The organism is Proteiniborus ethanoligenes, assembly GCF_900107485.1.
GTDB classification, from domain to species: Bacteria; Bacillota; Clostridia; order Tissierellales; family Proteiniboraceae; genus Proteiniborus; species Proteiniborus ethanoligenes.
In genome coordinates this window covers 148542-168765 of record NZ_FNQE01000001.1, presented here as the reverse complement: position 1 = coordinate 168765, position 20224 = coordinate 148542, and the positions used below count along the sequence as shown (strand labels likewise).

23 protein-coding genes and 1 riboswitch are annotated in these 20224 nt (G+C 30.6%); all 23 genes read right to left on the bottom strand.

The window, feature by feature from the left end; genetic code table 11:
• Positions 1–9 precede the first annotated feature (9 nt).
• The 23 genes from spoIIIAD to BLV37_RS00700 all read right to left on the bottom strand — a co-directional run bounded on the left by spoIIIAD (position 10) and on the right by BLV37_RS00700 (position 20113).
• Complete coding sequence (spoIIIAD, locus tag BLV37_RS00810; RefSeq protein ID WP_091725905.1) at positions 10–396, bottom strand: stage III sporulation protein AD; 387 nt, start codon at positions 394–396, stop codon at positions 10–12.
• A 13-nt stretch (positions 397–409) separates the two neighbouring features.
• On the bottom strand, positions 410–607 hold the full coding sequence (gene spoIIIAC, locus BLV37_RS00805; protein ID WP_091725902.1) for a stage III sporulation protein AC: 198 nt from the start codon (positions 605–607) through the stop codon (positions 410–412).
• Positions 608–620: 13 nt separating this feature from the next.
• Positions 621–1145, bottom strand: a complete 525-nt coding sequence (gene spoIIIAB, locus BLV37_RS00800; protein WP_091725899.1) for a stage III sporulation protein SpoIIIAB — start codon at positions 1143–1145, stop codon at positions 621–623.
• A 20-nt stretch (positions 1146–1165) separates the two neighbouring features.
• Entirely contained in the window at positions 1166–2179 is a 1014-nt protein-coding gene (gene spoIIIAA, locus BLV37_RS00795) for a stage III sporulation protein AA (protein ID WP_244270427.1), read from the bottom strand.
• Between the two features lie 100 nt (positions 2180–2279).
• Positions 2280–2699 (bottom strand): CD1247 N-terminal domain-containing protein, encoded by a 420-nt coding sequence (locus tag BLV37_RS00790; RefSeq protein ID WP_091725897.1) that lies wholly within the window; start codon positions 2697–2699, stop codon positions 2280–2282.
• A gap of 47 nt (positions 2700–2746) precedes the next feature.
• Positions 2747–3304 carry an elongation factor P gene (gene efp / locus BLV37_RS00785; RefSeq protein ID WP_091725894.1) on the bottom strand — a complete coding sequence of 186 codons (558 nt, stop codon included), beginning with the start codon at positions 3302–3304 and terminating at the stop codon, positions 2747–2749.
• A 237-nt stretch (positions 3305–3541) separates the two neighbouring features.
• Positions 3542–3814: a late competence development ComFB family protein gene (locus BLV37_RS00780; protein ID WP_091725891.1), complete on the bottom strand. Its 273-nt coding sequence runs from the start codon at positions 3812–3814 to the stop codon at positions 3542–3544.
• A gap of 50 nt (positions 3815–3864) precedes the next feature.
• On the bottom strand, positions 3865–4317 hold the full coding sequence (locus BLV37_RS00775) for a pilus assembly FimT family protein (protein WP_176967810.1): 453 nt from the start codon (positions 4315–4317) through the stop codon (positions 3865–3867).
• Between the two features lie 2 nt (positions 4318–4319).
• Complete coding sequence (locus BLV37_RS00770) at positions 4320–4916, bottom strand: PilW family protein (RefSeq protein WP_176967809.1); 597 nt, start codon at positions 4914–4916, stop codon at positions 4320–4322.
• Complete coding sequence (locus BLV37_RS00765; protein WP_091725883.1) at positions 4898–5488, bottom strand: hypothetical protein; 591 nt, start codon at positions 5486–5488, stop codon at positions 4898–4900. The genes BLV37_RS00770 and BLV37_RS00765 overlap by 19 nt, the downstream gene beginning before the upstream one ends.
• A 10-nt stretch (positions 5489–5498) precedes the next feature.
• A complete protein-coding gene (locus BLV37_RS00760; protein ID WP_091725880.1) occupies positions 5499–5861 on the bottom strand; it encodes a type IV pilus modification PilV family protein in 363 nt (120 codons plus the stop codon).
• Positions 5862–6073: 212 nt separating this feature from the next.
• A complete protein-coding gene (locus BLV37_RS00755; RefSeq protein WP_176967808.1) occupies positions 6074–8083 on the bottom strand; it encodes an S-layer homology domain-containing protein in 2010 nt (669 codons plus the stop codon).
• A 19-nt stretch (positions 8084–8102) separates the two neighbouring features.
• Positions 8103–9491 (bottom strand): LysM peptidoglycan-binding domain-containing protein, encoded by a 1389-nt coding sequence (locus BLV37_RS00750; protein ID WP_091725873.1) that lies wholly within the window; start codon positions 9489–9491, stop codon positions 8103–8105.
• Positions 9481–10041, bottom strand: coding sequence for a PilN domain-containing protein (locus BLV37_RS00745; RefSeq protein WP_176967807.1), 561 nt, complete (start codon positions 10039–10041; stop codon positions 9481–9483). The genes BLV37_RS00750 and BLV37_RS00745 overlap by 11 nt, the downstream gene beginning before the upstream one ends.
• A 4-nt stretch (positions 10042–10045) precedes the next feature.
• On the bottom strand, positions 10046–11110 hold the full coding sequence (gene pilM / locus BLV37_RS00740) for a pilus assembly protein PilM (RefSeq protein WP_176967806.1): 1065 nt from the start codon (positions 11108–11110) through the stop codon (positions 10046–10048).
• Between the two features lie 71 nt (positions 11111–11181).
• Complete coding sequence (locus BLV37_RS00735; protein WP_091725865.1) at positions 11182–12591, bottom strand: prepilin-type N-terminal cleavage/methylation domain-containing protein; 1410 nt, start codon at positions 12589–12591, stop codon at positions 11182–11184.
• 20 nt (positions 12592–12611) lie between these two features.
• The gene (locus BLV37_RS00730; RefSeq protein WP_176967805.1) at positions 12612–13982 is read right to left on the bottom strand and encodes a vWA domain-containing protein; all 1371 of its coding nucleotides are present in this window, start codon (positions 13980–13982) and stop codon (positions 12612–12614) included.
• Positions 13983–14004: 22 nt separating this feature from the next.
• Complete coding sequence (locus tag BLV37_RS00725; RefSeq protein ID WP_091725861.1) at positions 14005–14460, bottom strand: hypothetical protein; 456 nt, start codon at positions 14458–14460, stop codon at positions 14005–14007.
• Positions 14461–14502: 42 nt separating this feature from the next.
• Positions 14503–15264, bottom strand: a complete 762-nt coding sequence (locus tag BLV37_RS00720) for a prepilin peptidase (RefSeq protein WP_091725859.1) — start codon at positions 15262–15264, stop codon at positions 14503–14505.
• A 150-nt stretch (positions 15265–15414) separates the two neighbouring features.
• Positions 15415–15822, bottom strand: a complete 408-nt coding sequence (locus tag BLV37_RS00715; protein WP_091725855.1) for a type II secretion system protein — start codon at positions 15820–15822, stop codon at positions 15415–15417.
• Between the two features lie 140 nt (positions 15823–15962).
• A riboswitch (cyclic di-GMP riboswitch) is annotated at positions 15963–16056 on the bottom strand.
• A gap of 78 nt (positions 16057–16134) precedes the next feature.
• A complete protein-coding gene (locus BLV37_RS00710) occupies positions 16135–17340 on the bottom strand; it encodes a type II secretion system F family protein (RefSeq protein ID WP_091725852.1) in 1206 nt (401 codons plus the stop codon).
• Positions 17341–17355: 15 nt separating this feature from the next.
• Complete coding sequence (locus tag BLV37_RS00705; protein WP_091725849.1) at positions 17356–18408, bottom strand: type IV pilus twitching motility protein PilT; 1053 nt, start codon at positions 18406–18408, stop codon at positions 17356–17358.
• A 13-nt stretch (positions 18409–18421) separates the two neighbouring features.
• Positions 18422–20113 (bottom strand): GspE/PulE family protein, encoded by a 1692-nt coding sequence (locus tag BLV37_RS00700; RefSeq protein WP_425287110.1) that lies wholly within the window; start codon positions 20111–20113, stop codon positions 18422–18424.
• Positions 20114–20224: the final 111 nt, after the last annotated feature.

Below are 20224 nucleotides of genomic sequence, written 5' to 3'. Positions count from 1 at the left end.
ATGTTCACCTTAAGGTATTATTTTAATTATTAAATCTAATAAAGAAGTTAATATTGGTACTGCTAATACCATTATCAATATTTTGCCAGCAAGTTCAATCTTTGAGGCAATTGCATTTTCACCTGCATCTCTTGAAATTTGAGCTCCGAATTCAGCTATATATGCAATACCAATTACTTTTAATACGGTTGAAAAATATAATAAATCCATGTCTATTCTTTTTGCAAGGTTGTTTAACACATCTATTACATAGGTCAGCTTACTCATTAGGAAAATAAATATCATTAGTCCTGTTGCTATACTTATCTGAAGAGAAAATTCAGGCTTTTGCTGTTTTAATATTACGGACAAAATTGTAGCTATTATGCCTATACCTACAATTTGAATTATTTCCATAAAATCACCTTCATCAATATAGTTGGAAAATAGTCTTAACGCTATCAAAAAGCTTGCTTATAAGATTTATAACCATTGTAAATACTATTACTACTCCAGCTAATGTAACTATATATGCATACTCTTCTTTTCCTGCTTTCTCAAGAACAGTATGAAGTATGCCTACTACTATTCCAATTCCTGCAATTTTAAATATTAAATCTACATTCATAAAAATCTCCTTTCTAATATAGAGCTAATACTATGCCAAAGCCTACTAAAACTCCTAAGCTCTTGTACATTTTACTGTTCTTCTTTTTCTCTTCTTCTGCTTCTTTTTGTTGATTCTGAAGCTGTAATAATGCTATCTTAAAATACTTTTCTTGGTCCAATCTATTAGATATACCTAAGCTTCGACCAAAGGAAAGAATTATTTCAATATCTTCATCTTTAAAGCATAGCTTATTTTTTAATTCTGTACTTATGGCTACAAAGCCCTCATACACACTTGCATTTTTATTGTAGATTAAATATTTTCCTATTTCATTAAATACATAAGAAACTTTTTTGTTTCCTTTATTGAATACCTCTTTCAATGCCTCCGGCAAAGGATTAGCAGCATACATTATCTCTGTTTGAAGAATTTGGAGACATTGCTGCATATTAATAAGGCCTACTACTCTTTCTGTATAGACTCTGCTATAATTAAAACCTAAAATAGAAGAAGAAAAAATTATCATAAGACACCCTATAATTTTTACAAAAGACATTTTATCTCCCCTTTGTCATGTTATCTTAGAATTGATTTGAAGCTCTGCCCTTCTAATACATCTTTTATATTTCCTACACCATTTGCATTATCAATAATTATTAATCGTTCAAAAACCTTCTCCTTTATTACATCTCTTAGTTTAGGTTTGGTTAATATATCCTCAATCCCGTCTCCATGTACTGTTGATATAATCTTGACACCAGCCTTAATAGCTTCATGTATAGCCTTTATATCCTTTTCATCACCTATTTCGTCTGTTGCTATTACATTTGGAGACATTGATCTTAAAAGTAATAATATACCTTCATGTTTTTGACAACTATCTATAATATCTGTCCTAAAACCAATATCGTTTTGAGGATAACCCATATAAGTACCAGCTAGCTCAGATCTTTCATCTACTACTCCCACCTTGATTCCATAGAAATTATAAGCCTCCATTCCATTGCTAATATTTCTTATAATATCCCGTAGTAAAGTGGTTTTGCCACACTGAGGTGGTGATACTAGTAGCGTATTGAAAATAGAGTTTGGTTTCTTAATTATATGTTGAATTATTTTATTAGATACACCTATTATTTCTTTTGCTATTCTAATATTTAAAGATGATATATCCTTTATTGTTTCTAAGCCTCCATTTCCATAGATTACCTTGCCAGTTATACCAATTCTATGACCTCCCTTTACTGTTACAAAACCGTTTTTTAGTTCTTCTTCTATTGAATAAATAGAATAATTGCTTATAAGCTGAAAGGTTTTTAAGATATGCTTATGGGAAACATGAATACATTCTATTGGTTTAGATAATAGGCTACAGTTTGGGGATACAAAATAGTCTCTAGCTCCAAGGCTTATCATGAGTGGTTTCCCATTCCTTAATCGTATTTCCTCTACTTTTTCCGCATCAGCATGTGGAAGCTTAGACAGGACATCCCATAACTCAGAGTCTAAATAATTTATTATTTCATAATAAGCATTTGCTTTACTATAGGTTGTTGATTTTATGAAATTCTTGTTAATTTGCATCGACATAACCTGTCCCCCTTTTATATATAATTATGACAGGCTTTATATAATATGCTAAAAACAAAAAATAAAAAAACCTGATGCTAAAACATCAGGTTTTATAATACTAATGACAATTACAATCGTCGTCACATTCACAAGATATTAATCTTAGACAATTTGGACACTCTACCTTACCGTCTTCTGGAATTAAGTCAGTGTCTAAATATACTACTTCTTCACAAAAAGGACATTCTACTTCAACATAATCAAAATCCTCATCATCGTATTCATCATCATACTCATCAGATTCATCATCAAACTCACCATAGAACTCTTCTTCTAAATCTGCTAAATCTTCATCAATAAAATCAACATATTCATTTAATTCTTCTTGTTCCTCATTTAAATCAGAAATCGCATCAGCAAAGTCTTCTAAAGCATCGATAATATGTACTAATAGTTTGCCTTCTTTACTCTCTTCTTCAATTTCAAGTCCTTCTGATAAACCTCTAAGGTATGCTATTCTTTCATATAGATAATCCATAACAAATCAACCTCCCTTTTTCAATTTTATTTTATCAATATTGTTGCCTAAACTCTTGACAAATACTCGTCTGTTCTTGTATCTATTTTTATTTTATCACCAATGTTTATAAACAATGGTACTAAAATTGTTGCACCAGTTTCTACTGTTGCTGGCTTTGTAGCTCCTGTAGCAGTATCTCCTTTTACTCCTGGTTCAGTATGAGTAACTAATAGTTCAACAAAGTTTGGTGCCTGAACATCAAAAGCCTTTCCTTTATAGAATCTTACTAATGTAGTATCATTTTCTTTTATATATTTTACTGCATCTTCAACCTGGTCATAATTAAAAGGAACCTGCTCATAAGATTCTGTATCCATGAAATAATATAATTCGCCATCATTATAAAGATATTGCATTTCTTTAGTTTCAATATGAGCCTTTGGGAACTTATCACTAGGGTTAAATGTAGTTTCTTTTTGAGCACCTGTAATAATATTCTTAATCTTTGTCCTTACAAAAGCTGCACCCTTGCCAGGCTTAACATGTTGAAAATCAACTATTTGATAAATATCTCCTTCCATTTCAAAGGTAATACCTTTTTTAAAATCACTTGCTGAAATCATATTCAAACCTCCTAAATCAAGTAAATAGTAATTGTTGTCTTAATAATTTTTTAAAGTCTAATACAGCTATCTAATCTTATTATTAACTAGATGCTCATCTTTATAACTATTTTATATAGACTTAATAAATAGTTTTTATTTATAATAATGGGCTCAACTATACTTATTATTATAATAACATAATTCTAATAGTTTGAATAGAAAAAACTAATCATTTATTTAATAGTTTAATTACTTTTAACAATCATGTCTTGGTTTTTTGGAAACCACTTCAATTGCTTTAGTTATTTCTCTAATAATATCTACTCCATATTGAGATTCCATTTCCTTAACCTTAGTAAACAACTTACCCTTTTCAGTTACAGTATATCTGGGCGGCAAATTATTCAATGCAAGTGCAATTATATCAAGCCTACATTTTTCACATTTACAAACCTCATTGTCAAATTTCTTTAATACTTCATCTACATATCTATAAACTACCTCTTCCATGTAATTATATAGCTCCATAAATATCTCCCCTTCATGTATAATTATTATTTTAAGTATTATGTCTAGTTTTACTTATGTCCTTTAAATATCTCATTTTTAAGCAATACTCTTCCTGTATCAGGTACTACAGTTATTTCAGTATATATATTTAATTTATTATCGAATATTTTTATAGTACCTCCTGCCGAAGGTGAGCCTGTATATCTAAATCCTATTTGTCCTCCTGTGAAGTTGTGGCTCATTCTAAGGTTTTTTTCCAATTTTACAACTTTCAATTCTTTTGAATTTTCAACTATTCTATACTGATATGGCTCTAGTATAATCTTATAGGATTTACCTTCTACCATATTCATATATCTAGCATTTCTTATATCATCTCTTAGGATTCTGCTAGAGGTCATCAAGTGATAGTCACTTCTTTTGACCCTAGGAAAAATTAATGATAAAGAAATAGCCAAGATTGATATAACTAAAAGCAGCTCTATTAATGTCATGCCATAGCTATATTTTCCTCTACTCACCTTTAATACCTCCTTTGAGAATTTCGGAAGCATAGCTGGGTCGTAAAGCTCTTCTTTTGCTCATCAATATTAAAATATAAAATTATAGTGATACCTTTTGCCTCAGTATATTTACTGTTCAAGGGAATAGGCTCTATTTGAATCTTCTCAATGTAATTGCCTACTTCAACAGTTGCAGCGCCAGACAGTCCCTTGCCATATTTTAAATTATACGTATTAGCATTTAAATCTTTGCTTAAATAAAATATATATCCTTGATCTTTTGCACTAGGAGAATTTTTAAAAATAATCTTCTTCACGTTAAGCTTTTCATTAGTATCATGTTTAAGTTCATTATCCATATTTTCTAAATATACTATCTTATCAGATTCTAAAATCTTTTCTTCTAAAAAGCCAATAATAAACTGACCTTGCTGCTGTAGTTCAATATCCTTATCAGTCTTATGAAACATTCTTATATTTGTAATTAACAAAGATAAAACAATAGATATCACTATACCAGCTAAGGATAGTGTAATTAATATTTCAATTAATGTAAATCCGTTATTTAACCTTATAGAATTAGGTCTCATATCTGAATCTACCTTTCTACTTTCCAATGAACAATTTTTATTATATGCTCATAACTAGCATTATTGTATAAGTTACTATGAAAATTCTGTGGAACATCAACTGTACATTTCATGACTATTATTCTTTTTATTTTATCCTTAGCATATATTGATTGTATTTCTATTAGGAAGCCATTATTATATTCGTTCATTATTGCATTAACTTCAGGGTAGCCATCTTTGTAAATCTCATATGATTTATTGTCATTTAGAGCATTAATCAAGCCCTTATTTGACGTATTTTCTTTACATTCACCTTTGATATAATTCTTAAATTCATTGCTATAAATACTATTTAAATCCTGGGTTTCTCCAACAGTGGCTTTTTCTTCAGCATAATTAAGGGCATCATTAATGAACTCTTTAATTATAATATAAGCTTCATCTATGCCCGCTTCCGCAAGATAAAAAGCCCTCTTAACATCACTGTTTAATTTTTTCATTTTATAGTTTGTTGTAGCTAAGTATAATACAGCAGTTCCAATCAATATGATAACAGAAGTCGTAATTAGTAAAATAACCAGAGTTGAGCCTTTAGAATTGCTTTTAGACTTTTTCACAGTACCACCTCTACTGTGTGATTATTTTATAACCTTCTAGTCTCTCTAAAATGCTATCCTCAGCTAAAACCTCAATATTTATCTTATAGATACTCTCCCTATACCTACTCACTTTACTAATACTAACAATAACTTTAAAGCTATCGATTGTTTCAACCGTTTCTCCAATATTTATAGAATCAGAAGCTTTTATGTTTTCCATATAACTTTGAGCTATTAGTGTAGCTTTATATTGTTGCTCTGATTTTCTATTTATTACAGCTGTATTGATTAATAAGCCTGTAACCCATATTACTATCACACCAAACATAGCTAAAGTAAATAATAACTCAATTAATGTAAGTCCATTATTTGTTTTTAGCTTATTAAGCATAGCAACTCACCTTGAATTTATAATTAAAAACATGGGTTCCATTCTATACATTTTTTTCTAATATAACCATTAAATATATTCACTAAATTTCATGAAAATCCTCTAATTTTTTTATAAATACTTTTAAATTATTATCCTATATTTAAATATCAAACAAAAATTGACACTTCTAGCTACTAGAAGTGCCTTTTAATTAAGCTCATAGAATCATATTACTTATCTTTTAATAAATACAAAGTGTATATTACTTCTGCCCGAGTTATACTATTATCCATTGAGTCAAAGCTCTTGCTCCTAGTATCTTTGTTAAGCATCATTGAATGTGAAATGCTACTCCAGTTAATCCTATTGTCTCCATGTATTTTTCTAATGATGTTTTCCATTTCCCTATAAGAAACTGCCCCATATAAACTAAATTTATTATCTGGACGTATATCCATGTATCCATGCTTTAAAGCATATGCCACTAAACTTTTATATCCATCTAGGCTTTCAAAGTCCTCTAATTTCTCTAGTTCCTTTATTTTTTCTTCTAGTCCATAGAAATTCCACTTATATACTGCGTTTAAAATCACTAATAATTGTCCCCTAGATATATATGTGTTAGGTCTAAATGTATTATCCTCATAAAGACCTACTAAGCCTCTTCTAACATAAGCGCTTATTTCATCCTTAGCCCAGTGTCCTCTTATATCTTTAATCGTTTTAAACTCATTATCTATAAACACAGCATATATGCCACTGCTTATATTTAATGAACTAGGTCTTATAAGAGTAATTATTTTGTTTTCAGATATTTTGCTCGGAAGATAAATCCAATTATTATTTTCATATTTGTAAATTCCACCACTTTGAGAACCATAATACTCAAAGCTTAACTCTATTTGTTTTAGGTTATCAAACTGATATGAAGGATTACTGACATTAACCGTGTATATGTCTGAAGCTTTTATCCATTTGTTGTTTAAAGGAAAATATACGCTTGAAAACCCATCTAAAGACAAAGCAACATCATTGTAATATGTACCTTTAGGCACATTAACTGAAATTCTTTTATCTGGAGTTGAAATTTCTCCACCACTAATAGGAATTATCTTGGTTTCTATCTTATTTACAGAGTTGCTATAATTATGTTCTTGAAATGCAATTATATATCCTTCGGTAAGACCTTCATTAAAACCACTAATAAATCCTTCTCTATATTTTTCAGTTTCCAAGTAAAGATTAAATTCATTGATAATTTCCTGATCATAGGGCTTATGCCTTAGTATATTATTGGACTGCTTAAGAAACAAATCCATTTGAGCATAGCCTTGTCCCTTCTTAAGTCCAATTTCTATTCCATGTTTATAGCCATTTTCATAGGTAATATCATTAACTTTTGAGCTTGAACTTCTATAGGATTCATTATATTTTTCTTCAAAATAATAATTAAATGAGGATACAAATCCATCTAAATATTCCTTCGAGTCATTATTTAAAGAAAAATCGCTAATGATTCTAGTTCTCGAGGGTAAATTTCTTTTCCAGTCATTGTTTTTCCCTGAAAAAAAGTCCTTTTTCCCATATATGTCTCCAAGTAAGCTGCCAAAATGTTCTCCATCTTTACTGCCTTGTTCAAAGGAAGCTTCAAAGGGTTCAAATTTGGCTTTTCTATAGCCTTCTTCATATCCCTCTTTAAAGCTATCACCAAAAGCGTCTAAAAAAGTAGTTCTATATTCATTAGTCTCCTTCTTTAAATCAAAAATATCTACTATGCTTGAATTTGAAGGTATTGCACTAGACCATCTATTTGATTTTCCACCATAATAGTCTCTTTGCCCATATGCTTCTCCCATGGCAAAACCAAGGCTCTGAGCATATGTTTCACTATTTTTATTATCTTCATCATCCTTATCAGATGTCTTGTAAGTTCTATTATAGCCGTCCTTAAATCCATCTTTATATCCATCTAAGAAAGAGCTTTTATATCTACTGCTTTCATCATTTAATTTATACATTTTGGTAATTTCTTCATTGGTAGGAATAGATCTTGAATAGTTTTTACTTCTATTTTTTGCCATATCCTCTTCCGCTTTTTCTATACCACTTAGCCAGCCTTCAGAATAACCGTCCTTGTAGCCTTCGTCTGTTGATGCTGAATAAGACGTGTTATTAGGAAAAAAGGTAATTAAAATAAAAAATATGAGTAAAACGTAAAAGCTTTTAGAGTATTTTTTCAAATTCATCACCCCTCAGACATTATTTTGGTATAACTAATATTTGACCTGCTTCAAGAATACTGTTCTTGTTAAGTCCATTTTGTTTCAGAATAGCATTATATCTAGATTTAGAACCATAAAATTTCTCACTTATGGATTCAAAGGTGTCCCCATACTCAACTACATAAAACAAATATGAGTTTTTTATACCTTCTGCTTCCCTTTCATTTGCTGGATAGAAGGCCTCAATATTATCAAAAAGCATTACTCCGTAATCATCTTTATTGCTACTTAATTCCAAATAGACTCTGTCTAGTTTCAGTGGATAAAGTTTAATGTCCTGAGGTGGTGATGCTTCTATATACTCCCATCCCATCCAATTAACCCCCCTGGAAAGCTCTAAATCAATTTTATTCCCTTCTTGATCTTGAAATCTAAATCCTAAAATTACTGGGGAATATCCATATGAATGTGCCCATATACCAATAGAGGATGGAGGATATTTTAATATAATTTCCTTGTCATCTAATAATATATAAGCCCTTTCTTCCTTGTTTTCTGTAGATATAAAATATTCTATACGAAGACTATATTTCCCCTGCTTTGAGCTAGTAAATCTTGAGACTTTTCCTGTAACACTATCACTAGATGGCATAAAGAATATTTCTTCTCCTTCAAAATCCTCTAGTACAGTTGTTTTTTCTGTAGCCATGTATATATTAGTGCCTGAACCAATATATGTGTCTTCTGTTTCTTCGGTATAACCTTCAAAAGGCTTAAAAGGATTTTCTTTTATAACGCTTCTAACTTCAGGCTTATATGCATTCTCTACATATTCATCCATTAGCTTATCATAGCTGTAAATGCTTAAGTCCATTTGGCCTGTTAAATTACCATCTACCATTTTTGATAAGGATAAGTTGCTAGTTAAAAGCTTTTTAGGACTTTTCCCAAGCTGTGATAAAAATTTACTCAAGTCTTCATAGGTTCCTTCAAATGGTATAGATACACCCAAATATTTAGTATTTACTTCTCCTAATGATGTATAATCTGGACCAAAAAATTGCATGCTTTTTATATCTAAAGCTCCATCATCAATTATCCCATTTAATAATTCTAGTATTTTGGGTTGCTCTATATCAGAAAAATACTTATTTGTAATATGATTAACATCGTGATTTAGTTTAGACCACTGTTCATTAATATGCTTTTCTTTTCCAAGGATTGAGTTGACTTTCATTATATCCTCTTCGTGGCTAACCCTCTCTTGCTTCAGCTCATCTAATTTAGCGCTTTGAGCAGTTAAAACAAATTTATTAAACAGCCAGAAAAATACTACTACTATTAATAAAATAATTAGAAATTTTTCTTTTCTACTTAAATTTATACTGTTTTTAGTAAAGCTTTTAGTTGTCATTTTAGTTGCCATAGACCTCTCCCTCCCTAAGCTTTACATTTAATGTGAACTGAAAATAATTATCCTGCTGAAAAATAGAAGGAATAAATACTTCTTCAAAGCTTTCTATTTCTCCTAATTCATGTTCAAAATCGGATATAGATTTTTTGTTTTTTGATATCCCATCAATTGTTATCGTATTAGTATTTAAATCTATTGAGTTTAAAAAAATAGTCTCAGGTACTCTTTCAGTTATTGAGTCTAGTAAGTATTCATTAATTAAATCATTAGAATTTATATAATCATCCATAGACTTTAAATGCTTAAATTTCTCTGTTAATTCTTCAATCTTAGCTTCCTTTTCTAATATCTCAATTATTTTAGGATTTGATTTGCTTATTTCTAATTGCTGTTTTAAAATAGCAACCTCTTTAGATATTTTTTTAATTTTCATCATGTTAAAAAGGCCATAAAACATAATCCCAATAATAACTAAACCCATTATTCCATAGAATAAATAGTCTTTATTAAACTTTCTTTCTCTTTTTAAATTATAGGATTGAAAAAAATTTAAATCATTCATAGGTTTACACCTCTTCATCTCTTAAGATTGAACTTATAGAATTTATGTATTTATTGAGATTAGTTTGAATATTAACTTTATCAATACTTTCTAGAACTATAGTATTTATACGAAAGTAGTTTGAAAACAGCTTGTCTATACCCTTCATGTTTGATAGTCCACCATATAATATAATTATATTCACTTCATTGCCTAATTCCTTAGAAGTATAAAATTTAATAACCTTCTCTATTTTATCTATAATACTCTCTATAGTAGTCTTGGTTACATTTACTAGTCGGTTATAGTCTGAATAGCTACCATCTAATACGCTGATATCCATTATTTCCTCTTTTTTTTCTAATAGTTCTTCTTTTCTAAATTGGAATAGGTTTAAGATATTATTGTCTAAATCTTCTCCACCAATTTCAATTACCCTACTAGTTTGAAGTACACCTTCTTCTATTATTGAAACATTGGTTCCGCTATGTCCTAAGTCTATTGCAGCAATTGTTTTATTAGGAATAGGGTCAGAATCATTAACTATACTAGAATACTTTAAGATTTTACTAATAGAATTTGATTGATAATCCATAACTAAAGGCTTTAGGTTAAGGTTATTCAATAAAAAATAATGCTTTTCTACTATATCCTTTGGTATAGCCACAACAAGAACTATAACTTTTTCTGTACCTGCATCAAAAGTTTTTCCTATTATCCTATGCTGTACAGTATATCTGCTAATATCCATTGGTAAATACTCTTCTAGCTGATACTTTAACATGCCTTCTATCTCTTTTGAACTTAAAACTGGAAAAAGTATTTCTCTCGTAATAATAGCAGTACTTTTTATTGTCAAATATGCTTCCTTTGATGATATATTATTGTCCTTTAGACCTTGCTTTATTTTTTCTATTAAAAGACTTTCATTTTTAATATAGCCATTGTTATAAGAGCCTTCAGGAGTAAGAATAGAAAAAGTTTTAATTACTTGTATATTATTATTGTTTTTCTTTGCTTCTATTACCTTTGTTTCATAGGAGCCTATATCTATGGAGACTATGCTTTTACTTAAAAATGGTAGCTTCAAAATCTTCACTCCCTTTTATTAGTTTGTTTATAGGTTAGTCAATATAGCTAATAGCTATAAACCTCCTCCCATCAATTATTGTTATTCAACCCTAAATTATGCTTAATGCTTAAATATGTCTCAACTTGTTTTCTTTCTTCTTCGCTTAGGGCGTTTTTAAAAATTAATATTTCTGAAATTTGAACATATGATGAGTCTCCACCTATGATTATAGGCTCATTATTTATACTATTAGTGTAATTTTTATTTTGAATTAGAAAATCACTTCCATCTATGCCTAATAGGGTGTTATTAGGAGAAAAAGATGCCATTATTATATGTTTATCTTCACCATAATTTTCGCTTACTAGCGTATTAGATTTTTTTCTATAACGCCAACCCCAATCCCAATATTGCTCTAAACCCATATACTCAAACTCCACATTTTCTGAATTTAATCTTAGCTGCCACCCTTGTTCGTTTGAATTATTATACTTAGAAATAATGTTTTGGATTCTATTTATTCCACTCTCTGTATTCTTAACTACTGTAAATATGGTCAAATTCTCTGAATCCAAGGAATTATTTTCTTGTATTTTTAATGCTGAACCATTCATGTATAAAACACCATCAATAATATTTGGTGTTTTATTTGGTTTATCTGGTTTTGCTAAATCATGTGTACCTGATAAATCTGTCCAGCTTTGAAAATCTCCATTATTTGAATCTATATAAGATGAATCAAGATGTAATGAAAGTCCATCTATGAATGGAAGTCCTATAACATATAGAGGGTTACTATTTACTTCTACTCCATATTTCCCTATTTTAGATATGGGGGTTACTGTATATATTATATGTCTACCAAGATATTTTTCTAAATTAGTTAGTTTCTTAGTGCTTTCTCCGTTTATTAATTCATAATTATTTGGAAATACAGGATATTTATTGCCTGCATCAATTTCTGGATAGGCTTCTGGTATTATTGGATAAAATCCTTCTTCTGAAACATACCATTTTTGTATAACATTTAATAGATACTGTCTTGTATCTCCTGTAATTTCATAGCTTCCTTCTAAATAAATATCCTTATCGGCACCATAAATGTATTTTATTTCTTTATTGTTTTTCATTCCCTTTAAGTTTACCTTATCTGCCACTGGAACTTTAGGCTCAGGTGGTCTTATGTCCCCAACAAAAGCATTTATTTTACCATGATTACTTATATCCATTGATACCTTGTAGCCTTTTACATCTTTTCCAAAAACCTTTATGCTGTTTTCTTCTATTTGGGGATATGCATTAATATCTTCTTTTTTCCTTGCCTTCTCCATTAATAATTCAATCTCTTTCTGAGCTTCAAAGGAGTCAATTGTAAATTTCTTTGTACCTGTTAACATATTGTATCCTGAGCTTATGGAAGGTAAGAAAGCTATGACTATAACCCCTATTATCATAATAGCTAAAATAACTTCAATTAATGTCATTCCTTTATTATTCATATAACCCCTCCTTTCAAGCTTTACTGAGGTCCTGATATATGCCACAAATCCCTTAAAATGTCCTGTCTTATTTCTTCAAATATATTAGCCAGCTCTTCTTCGTCTCCAGCCTTGTATGCCTTTACTGCACCACATGCTGCTGCTATATCATTTACACTATCTAATTCAGAGCTTATTGATGAAAATCCAACTACATATACCTTTATATTATCATCCTTAATCATCTTGCCAATCTTTTTAACATATTCAGTTCCTTTAGTATCAAGGGTGCTTCCATTGCCTACTACTTGTCCATTTAAATCTCTAGGATCAGTTCTGTCAAGGTATCCTTCTTTAATATTGCCATCTGTTGTTAAATAACTTCTATTGGTATTGCTAATAACACTGGCAAAAGTAGTAACACCATCAACTAAAATAACCATATAGTTTAATTTATCTATATCTTTCTTATGAGGATCATTATTGAATTCATTAATTTTATAATATGCCCTTCTCATTCCGTCCCCAGTATTTGTTCCGCCATTGGGATATAAAAAATCTGTAGTTTTATTCTCTCCTGTTACCTTACTTTGAAGCTCAGACTTTTTTTCATAGACATTAAAAAAGTCTCTTGAATTATCATATGGAACTGGGAAGTTAGCACTTGTAGAAAAAGGTATTAAGCTTAAGTAAATATTTTGCATTTCACTAAAGTTTTCTATTAATCTATTTGCTTCTTTTCTTAATAATGTAGTTCTTTTATTATCAGCATTATACGTTGTGTTTCCTTTTAAATCCTTATCCATACTGCCTGATTTATCTAATACCATTGCTATAGCAGCCTCTGCTGCTAGTGGTCTATCATCATCCCTAAAAGCTAATACGGTAGATAAACTAGTTTTAGTTCCCCTATCTATTACCTGTAATGCGTTTAATGCTTCTACCTCAGAATCAATAGTTATTTTCTTATTATCTCCCTCAATAAATCCTTCAAGAGTAAATTTTAATAGTTTGTCAATATAATAAGGATTTTCTTTTTTAAAATTTAAATTATAGGATAGTTTCTCTTGGGCTGAAACTATTACATTTGTTTTATGACTTTTAGTATTTGGATCATATATATATTCAACAATCTCTTTATTGTCTTCACTTAAAGCCAGATAATTCCATCCTTCCGTAAGCTTGTCCTCATTTAGTTCAGGTAATGTAAATACAGCTGTAGAATATCTTAGATAGTTATTTATCTTTGCAGAAGCTATCCTCATTTCTGACTGGATTTGGTATTCTTCTGCACTCATTTTATGAGCTTTGTTACCAAAATTAAATAAGGTAAATCCAATTCCAATGATTATCCCGATTAAGCCTAAAACTATTGTTAATTCTATTAATGTAAACCCTTTGCTTCTTTTCATTCCAATCAGCCTTCTCATAAATTTATTTTTCCCATTTTCTAATTGATTTGTTGTCAGCTAGAAATGACATTGACATTGATGTACTAATCCCTGATTGATTTAATATCCCTGTAGATTTAATACTTATCCATAAATTATCCTTTTCTTCATAGCCACTAATGAGGATATTTATTTTCCCTTCTCCAAAGATAATACTGTTCTCTTCTTTTATATAGCTAGAATTATTATTATATTCATCTATAAAATCATTTAAAAGCTCATCGCCATTAGCTATTAATGCAGCATATCCCATCTCAATACCTGAATATGCTAAATAATATGCTTCTATCATGTGCTCTTGATGTCTAGCCTGTCTTAAGTTAGTATTCATCAAAAATAATATTGAAGCTGATAATATTATAATAACTAAAAAAGCTACAATTACTACTATTAATGCTGCTCCATCATTAGATTTTATTAACTTGTTTAAATTTTTCATATTATCATACATCCAATACAATAAATTTTTGTTTCTGCATCATCAAATTAAAAATACTTCTATATACCAGCTAATCAACTGTTCACCAAGAAAAACTATAGTAAAAAAACTCAATATAATGAAGGGTCCAAAGGGTATCGGGTCCTTTTTCCCTTTTATTTTCAAAATTAATAATACTATTGATATAATTGCGCCTAGTATAAAGGATAGGAATATAGTAAGAAAGATGTTCTTGATACCTATAATAAACCCTAGAGAGCCTATTAATTTCACATCTCCTCCTCCCATTCCGCCTTTAGAAATTATTATAATTACGATAAATAATAGGGAGCTTAATAATAGTCCCCCAATGCTATTTAATAAATCTAATGATTCTCCGTATTTAAAATAGGATATAAGCTTATATATGGCTGCAGTTCCTAGTATTAAAGCAATTAGAATATCAGGAATAATCATATGCTGTAAATCTATATTAGCTATTATAATGAGTATAGAAAAAAATATTGAATAAAAGAAAAACTCTAATGTAAATCCAAACTTAATATAAATAATTAAATAAATAATTGCATTTAACAGCTCTATAGCTGGATATTGAGGGGAGATTTTCTCCCCACAATATCTGCATTTGCCTTTTTGTATTAAAAAACTAAGTATGGGTATAAGATCTACCCATTTTAATGAAGTGCTACACTTAGGACAATGAGATGGTGGGTAGGCTATAGACTCTTCTCTAGGTATTCTATATATGCATACGTTTAGAAATGAGCCTATTATAGCTCCAAATATGAATATTAGTATGTACATGGTAGCCTCCTTATGATTATACTGTTGTTCTGAGTATCAGTTTAGGATGAGGAAAAGTGAGTCATTCCTATATTGTGATATTTAAAACTATGTTTTGGGACGTGGTTTCTGTCACCTTGTCCTAGTCCCCCGCATTCTCTTAGTCTCTATTTAATCTCCAGCAGGAGTCGGATAAACCCATTCAATTTTATTATTAGTGTCTGGATCCCATGTTGAAGTTAATGTCTTTTTATCTGAGTCAATTGCATGAGCAAGCGTTGATCCATCTTTTTGTTTTGTCTCTTTAACTTTTTCAATATCATCAAAATAATCTTTTAGAGCATCTAAATTACTTGGAAAACTATCCACATCACTAGAATTTGCTTGCCACATTTGTATAGCACTTATTAATTGTCTATGTTCTGCTTCAACCTTTGCTTTTTTAGCACCATCGCTAAACCCACCTAACCTAGGCACCGCAATAGCCGCCAAAATACCTAATATAGCAATTACCACTACTAACTCAACTAATGTGAAGCCTTTTTTACTCTTTAATTGTTTTAAAATAAATTCGAACATTTTTGTTCCCCCTTGTTTAATATTTTTAAATATTTATATAAATACACTAATTTCTACTTTCCTAAACCACCACCTTTCAAAATATTTTATTAATATTTCTTTATTAGATAAAAAAAGCTGCACAAATAATATTTAATTATTTATGCAGCTGAACGATCATGGCTACCCCACAGGGTGTAGCTTTAGACTCTAGCTTTGCGTCGCTACTTTTCAGTAGTTTTGCCCTTATTTAAATAATACCTACATAATAATATTTAAGTTCCTAAGGCTTGTCAATGCAAAATTTGCTTTTATCTTAGGCTTTTATTGTCATTAGATCTGTACTGTGTTGACCATATCAAACATAGGCAACGCCATGGCAATAACTATAAACCCTACTACTACAGCCATGAAAACTATGAGCAATGGCTCCATCATTGCTGCCATCTTCTGAAGTGATGTCTCTACCTCTTCATCATAAAAATCTGCACTCTTGTTTAATATATCATCTAATGAACCTGATTCTTCGCCTATTTTTATCATTGAATCTACCATTGGTGGAAATATATTAATATCCTTTATGGCTCTTGATAATGGAATTCCTTTTCTAACTTCCTCTTTAGAATATTCAAGTCTATTGCCTACTAGCTTATTGTCTACTATTTTTGCCACTACCTCCATGGCTTGGAGTAAAGGAATACCGCTAGATAATAAGGTAGATAGTGTTCTAGTAAATCTTGATGTTATTATCATTGTATTTGCTCTTTTAATGATGGGTATGCGTAGCTTTAAACCATCTAAGAACAGTCTTCCAGAATCCATTTTTCTAAAATAGTTTAAGCCAAAAACCATAGCTAATACTACTATAAGATGTATGTACCAATGGTTTTGAAGAGAGTCACTTACATTTAAGAGTAGCTTTGTTGGACCTGGTAGCTCTACCCCGCTGCTTTCAAACATACCTACAAAGGTAGGCATAACTGCCACAAGCAAAAATATTACTACTGCTATAGATGCTATACCTAAAGCTATGGGATAAACCATGGCTACTTTTATTTTATTTTCAATTTTATTTTCCTTTTCATAATGGTTAGACATTCTTTCCATTATGGTGTCTAAGTTACCACTAACTTCTCCAGCTTCTACCATGTTAATCAATAGGCTCGGAAACACATTAGGGTGCTTTTTCATAGCTTCTGATAAGGTTAAGCCCTTTTGTACATCCCCATACACTATTCCTGATACCTTTTTTAGAAGCTTATTTTCAGTCTGTTTTTCTAATATATCTAAGCTTTTAACTATGCTAACCCCAGCATTAAGCATAGTGTAAAATTGTCTACAGAATACTGCTATGTCTTTTTTCTTAACCCTTGGTGTAAGTACTGAAGGACTGGAGCTGCTATCTTTATTTAACTCTATAGATATAGGAATATAATCGTTGCTTTTAAGCATAGCCAAAACTTCATGCTCACCATTTGCATCATGTATGCCTTCTACAACTTGTCCATTTTCTGTAGCCGCTTTATATTTGTATTGCATGTTTTCACCACCTGATTATAATATATATCTACTAATCATTTCAGGGTTTACGGATTGATTTAGAGCTGTTTCTCCACTAATCAAGCCTTTTTTGTATAAACCTAACAATGAATTATCCATTGTCTGCATTCCAAACTTGGCCCCTGTTTGAATAGCAGTATCTATTTGATGTGATTTTTCTTCCCTTATAAGATTTCTAATGGCAGGTGTAGCTATCATAACTTCAAAGGCTCCTACTCTGCCCTTACCATCTGATTTAAGTAAAAGCTGCTGTGATATAATACCTTGCACTACAGATGAAAACTGCACTCTTATTTGCTGCTGCTGATGAGGTGGAAATACGTCTATTATTCTGTCTATGGTCTTAGCAGCACCTATGGTGTGTAAGGTAGATAATACTAGATGCCCTGTTTCTGCAGCAGTTAGGGCTATGCTAATGGTTTCTAGATCTCTCATCTCTCCAACAAGGATAACATCTGGGTCCTGCCTTAAAGCTGCTCTCAACCCGTTTCCAAAATTTAAGGAATCTGTACCTATTTCTCTTTGATTTACTACACTTTTATTGTGCTTATGCAAATATTCAATTGGATCTTCTAATGTCAGTATATGGCAGTTTCTTTCACTGTTTATAAGATTTATCATTGAAGCCAATGTAGTTGATTTACCACTGCCTGTTGGTCCAGTTACTAGTATAAGGCCTCTATTTAATCTAGACAAATCTCTAACTACATCCGGTAATCCTAGCTCCTCTATTGTAGGTACTTCAAGAGGTATGATTCTTATGGCTAAGCAATAGCTTCCTCTTTGTTTGAAAATGTTTATCCTAAATCTTCCAATGCCAGGACTTGAGAATGAAGTGTCTAGCTCACCTTTATCAATTAATTCATTTATTTGCCGTTCATTTAATAATTTTCTTACTATTTCTTCTGTCTCCTGTGGCTTTAAAATGCTTTCTCCTACCTTTATTAGATTTCCGTTGATTCTATAAATAATAGGTAAGCCCACTGTAATATGTATATCTGAAGCCTTTTTTTCTGTGCCATCGTTAATCAGCTCTAAAAATTCCACTTTGTTTTTCCTCCTAATCTAAGGTATATCCTATTCTAAAGACCTCCTCTAATGAAGTAGTACCTTTAGTTGCCAGGTTTAATGCAGATTCATTTAAAGTCGTCATTCCGCTCTTAATAGCCATGTCTTTGATTTCATCTGTAGTACCTCTGCTATCTATAAGCTTTCTAATATCCTGGTCTATGTACATTATCTCGTGAACTGGAATCCTCCCCCTATATCCTTTAAAGCATTTGTTGCATCCTAAAGGCTTGTAGAGAGTAAAATCCTGGGCCTCGTCTAATCCAAAAATAGATTTCTCTCTAGAATTAGGCTTGTAAGGAATTTTGCAATCAGGACATAATTTTTTAACTAATCTTTGAGAGATTATACCAATAACTGAAGTAGAAACTAAATATGGCTCTATTCCCATATCAATAAGTCTAACTACAGTAGAAGCTGTGTCATTTGTATGAAGAGTAGATAAAACTAAATGTCCTGTTATAGATGCTCTTACGGCAATCTCAGCAGTCTCTGAGTCTCTTATTTCTCCAACCATGATGATATCAGGATCTTGTCTTAGTATAGATCTAAGCCCATTTGCAAAGGTTAATCCTGCTTTATTATTGACTTGAACTTGATTAATACCATTTAGCTTGTACTCTACAGGGTCCTCAACAGTGATAATATTTTTCTCTTCTCTATTTAAATCCTTTAGTATTGTATATAAGGTAGTAGTTTTACCACTTCCAGTAGGCCCTGTTACTAAAATAATCCCATAAGGCTGTTTTAGTATTTTATTAAAGATTTTAAGATCATAGTCTGAAAAACCTAAATCTTCCTTTGTAAAATTGAAACCTTCTCTGTCTAAAAGCCTTATTACTATTTTTTCTCCATAAACAGTAGGTAGCGTAGATATTCTCATATCTATATCTCTACCTTCTATTTCAGTTTCTATTCTACCATCCTGGGGTATCCTTCTCTCTGCTATGTCCATTCTTCCCATAATTTTTATTCTAGTAACTATAGCCATAAGACTCTTATTAGATAGATTCATAATTTCTTGTAAATCTCCATCTACCCTATATCTAATTCTTATGTTTTTTTCAGAAGGCTCTATATGTATATCACTTGCTTTCATCTTAATAGCTTGACTAATGATTGAATTTACTAGTTTTACTACTGGTGCACTATTAACCTCGGTTAAATCTTCTTCATCAAAATCTTCTATACTACTAGGTGTATATGTTTCTTCAAACTCCTCTAAAGCTTTTTTAGTGCTTTCTTGACTATAAAACTTGTTTATTGCTTTTAGTATTACTGTTTTCGATGAAATAACTATTTTAATATCCATGCCTGTAAGTAGCTTTATATCATCAATTGCGAATATATTAAGGGGGTCATTCATTGCAACTACAAGCTTCCCATCACTTTTACCAATAGGAATCAAATCATATCTTCTGGCAATATTTTCAGGTATTAATGCAGTTGCATTAGGATCTATTTTATATTTTCCTAAATCTATAGCTGGCGTTCCTAATTGTTTTTCTAATACTTCTAAAATATCATCTTCCCTTAGAAAACCCATGTCTATAAGAACTTCACCTAGACGTTTTGTCTTTATTATTTTCTGCTGTTCTAGTGCTTCTTTAAGCTGAATTTCATTGATTTTTCCAGCATCTAATAATAAATCTCCCAATCTTAAGCTTTTTCTCAAATTATTCACCTTCTGTCTTTAGGCCTTAAGACCTAATCTGTAAATTTAATTATGTATTCTACATAAAAAAGTATTTTCCTCTTTAGTTCTACAAAAAATATTCAGTGTTAATAATACGTA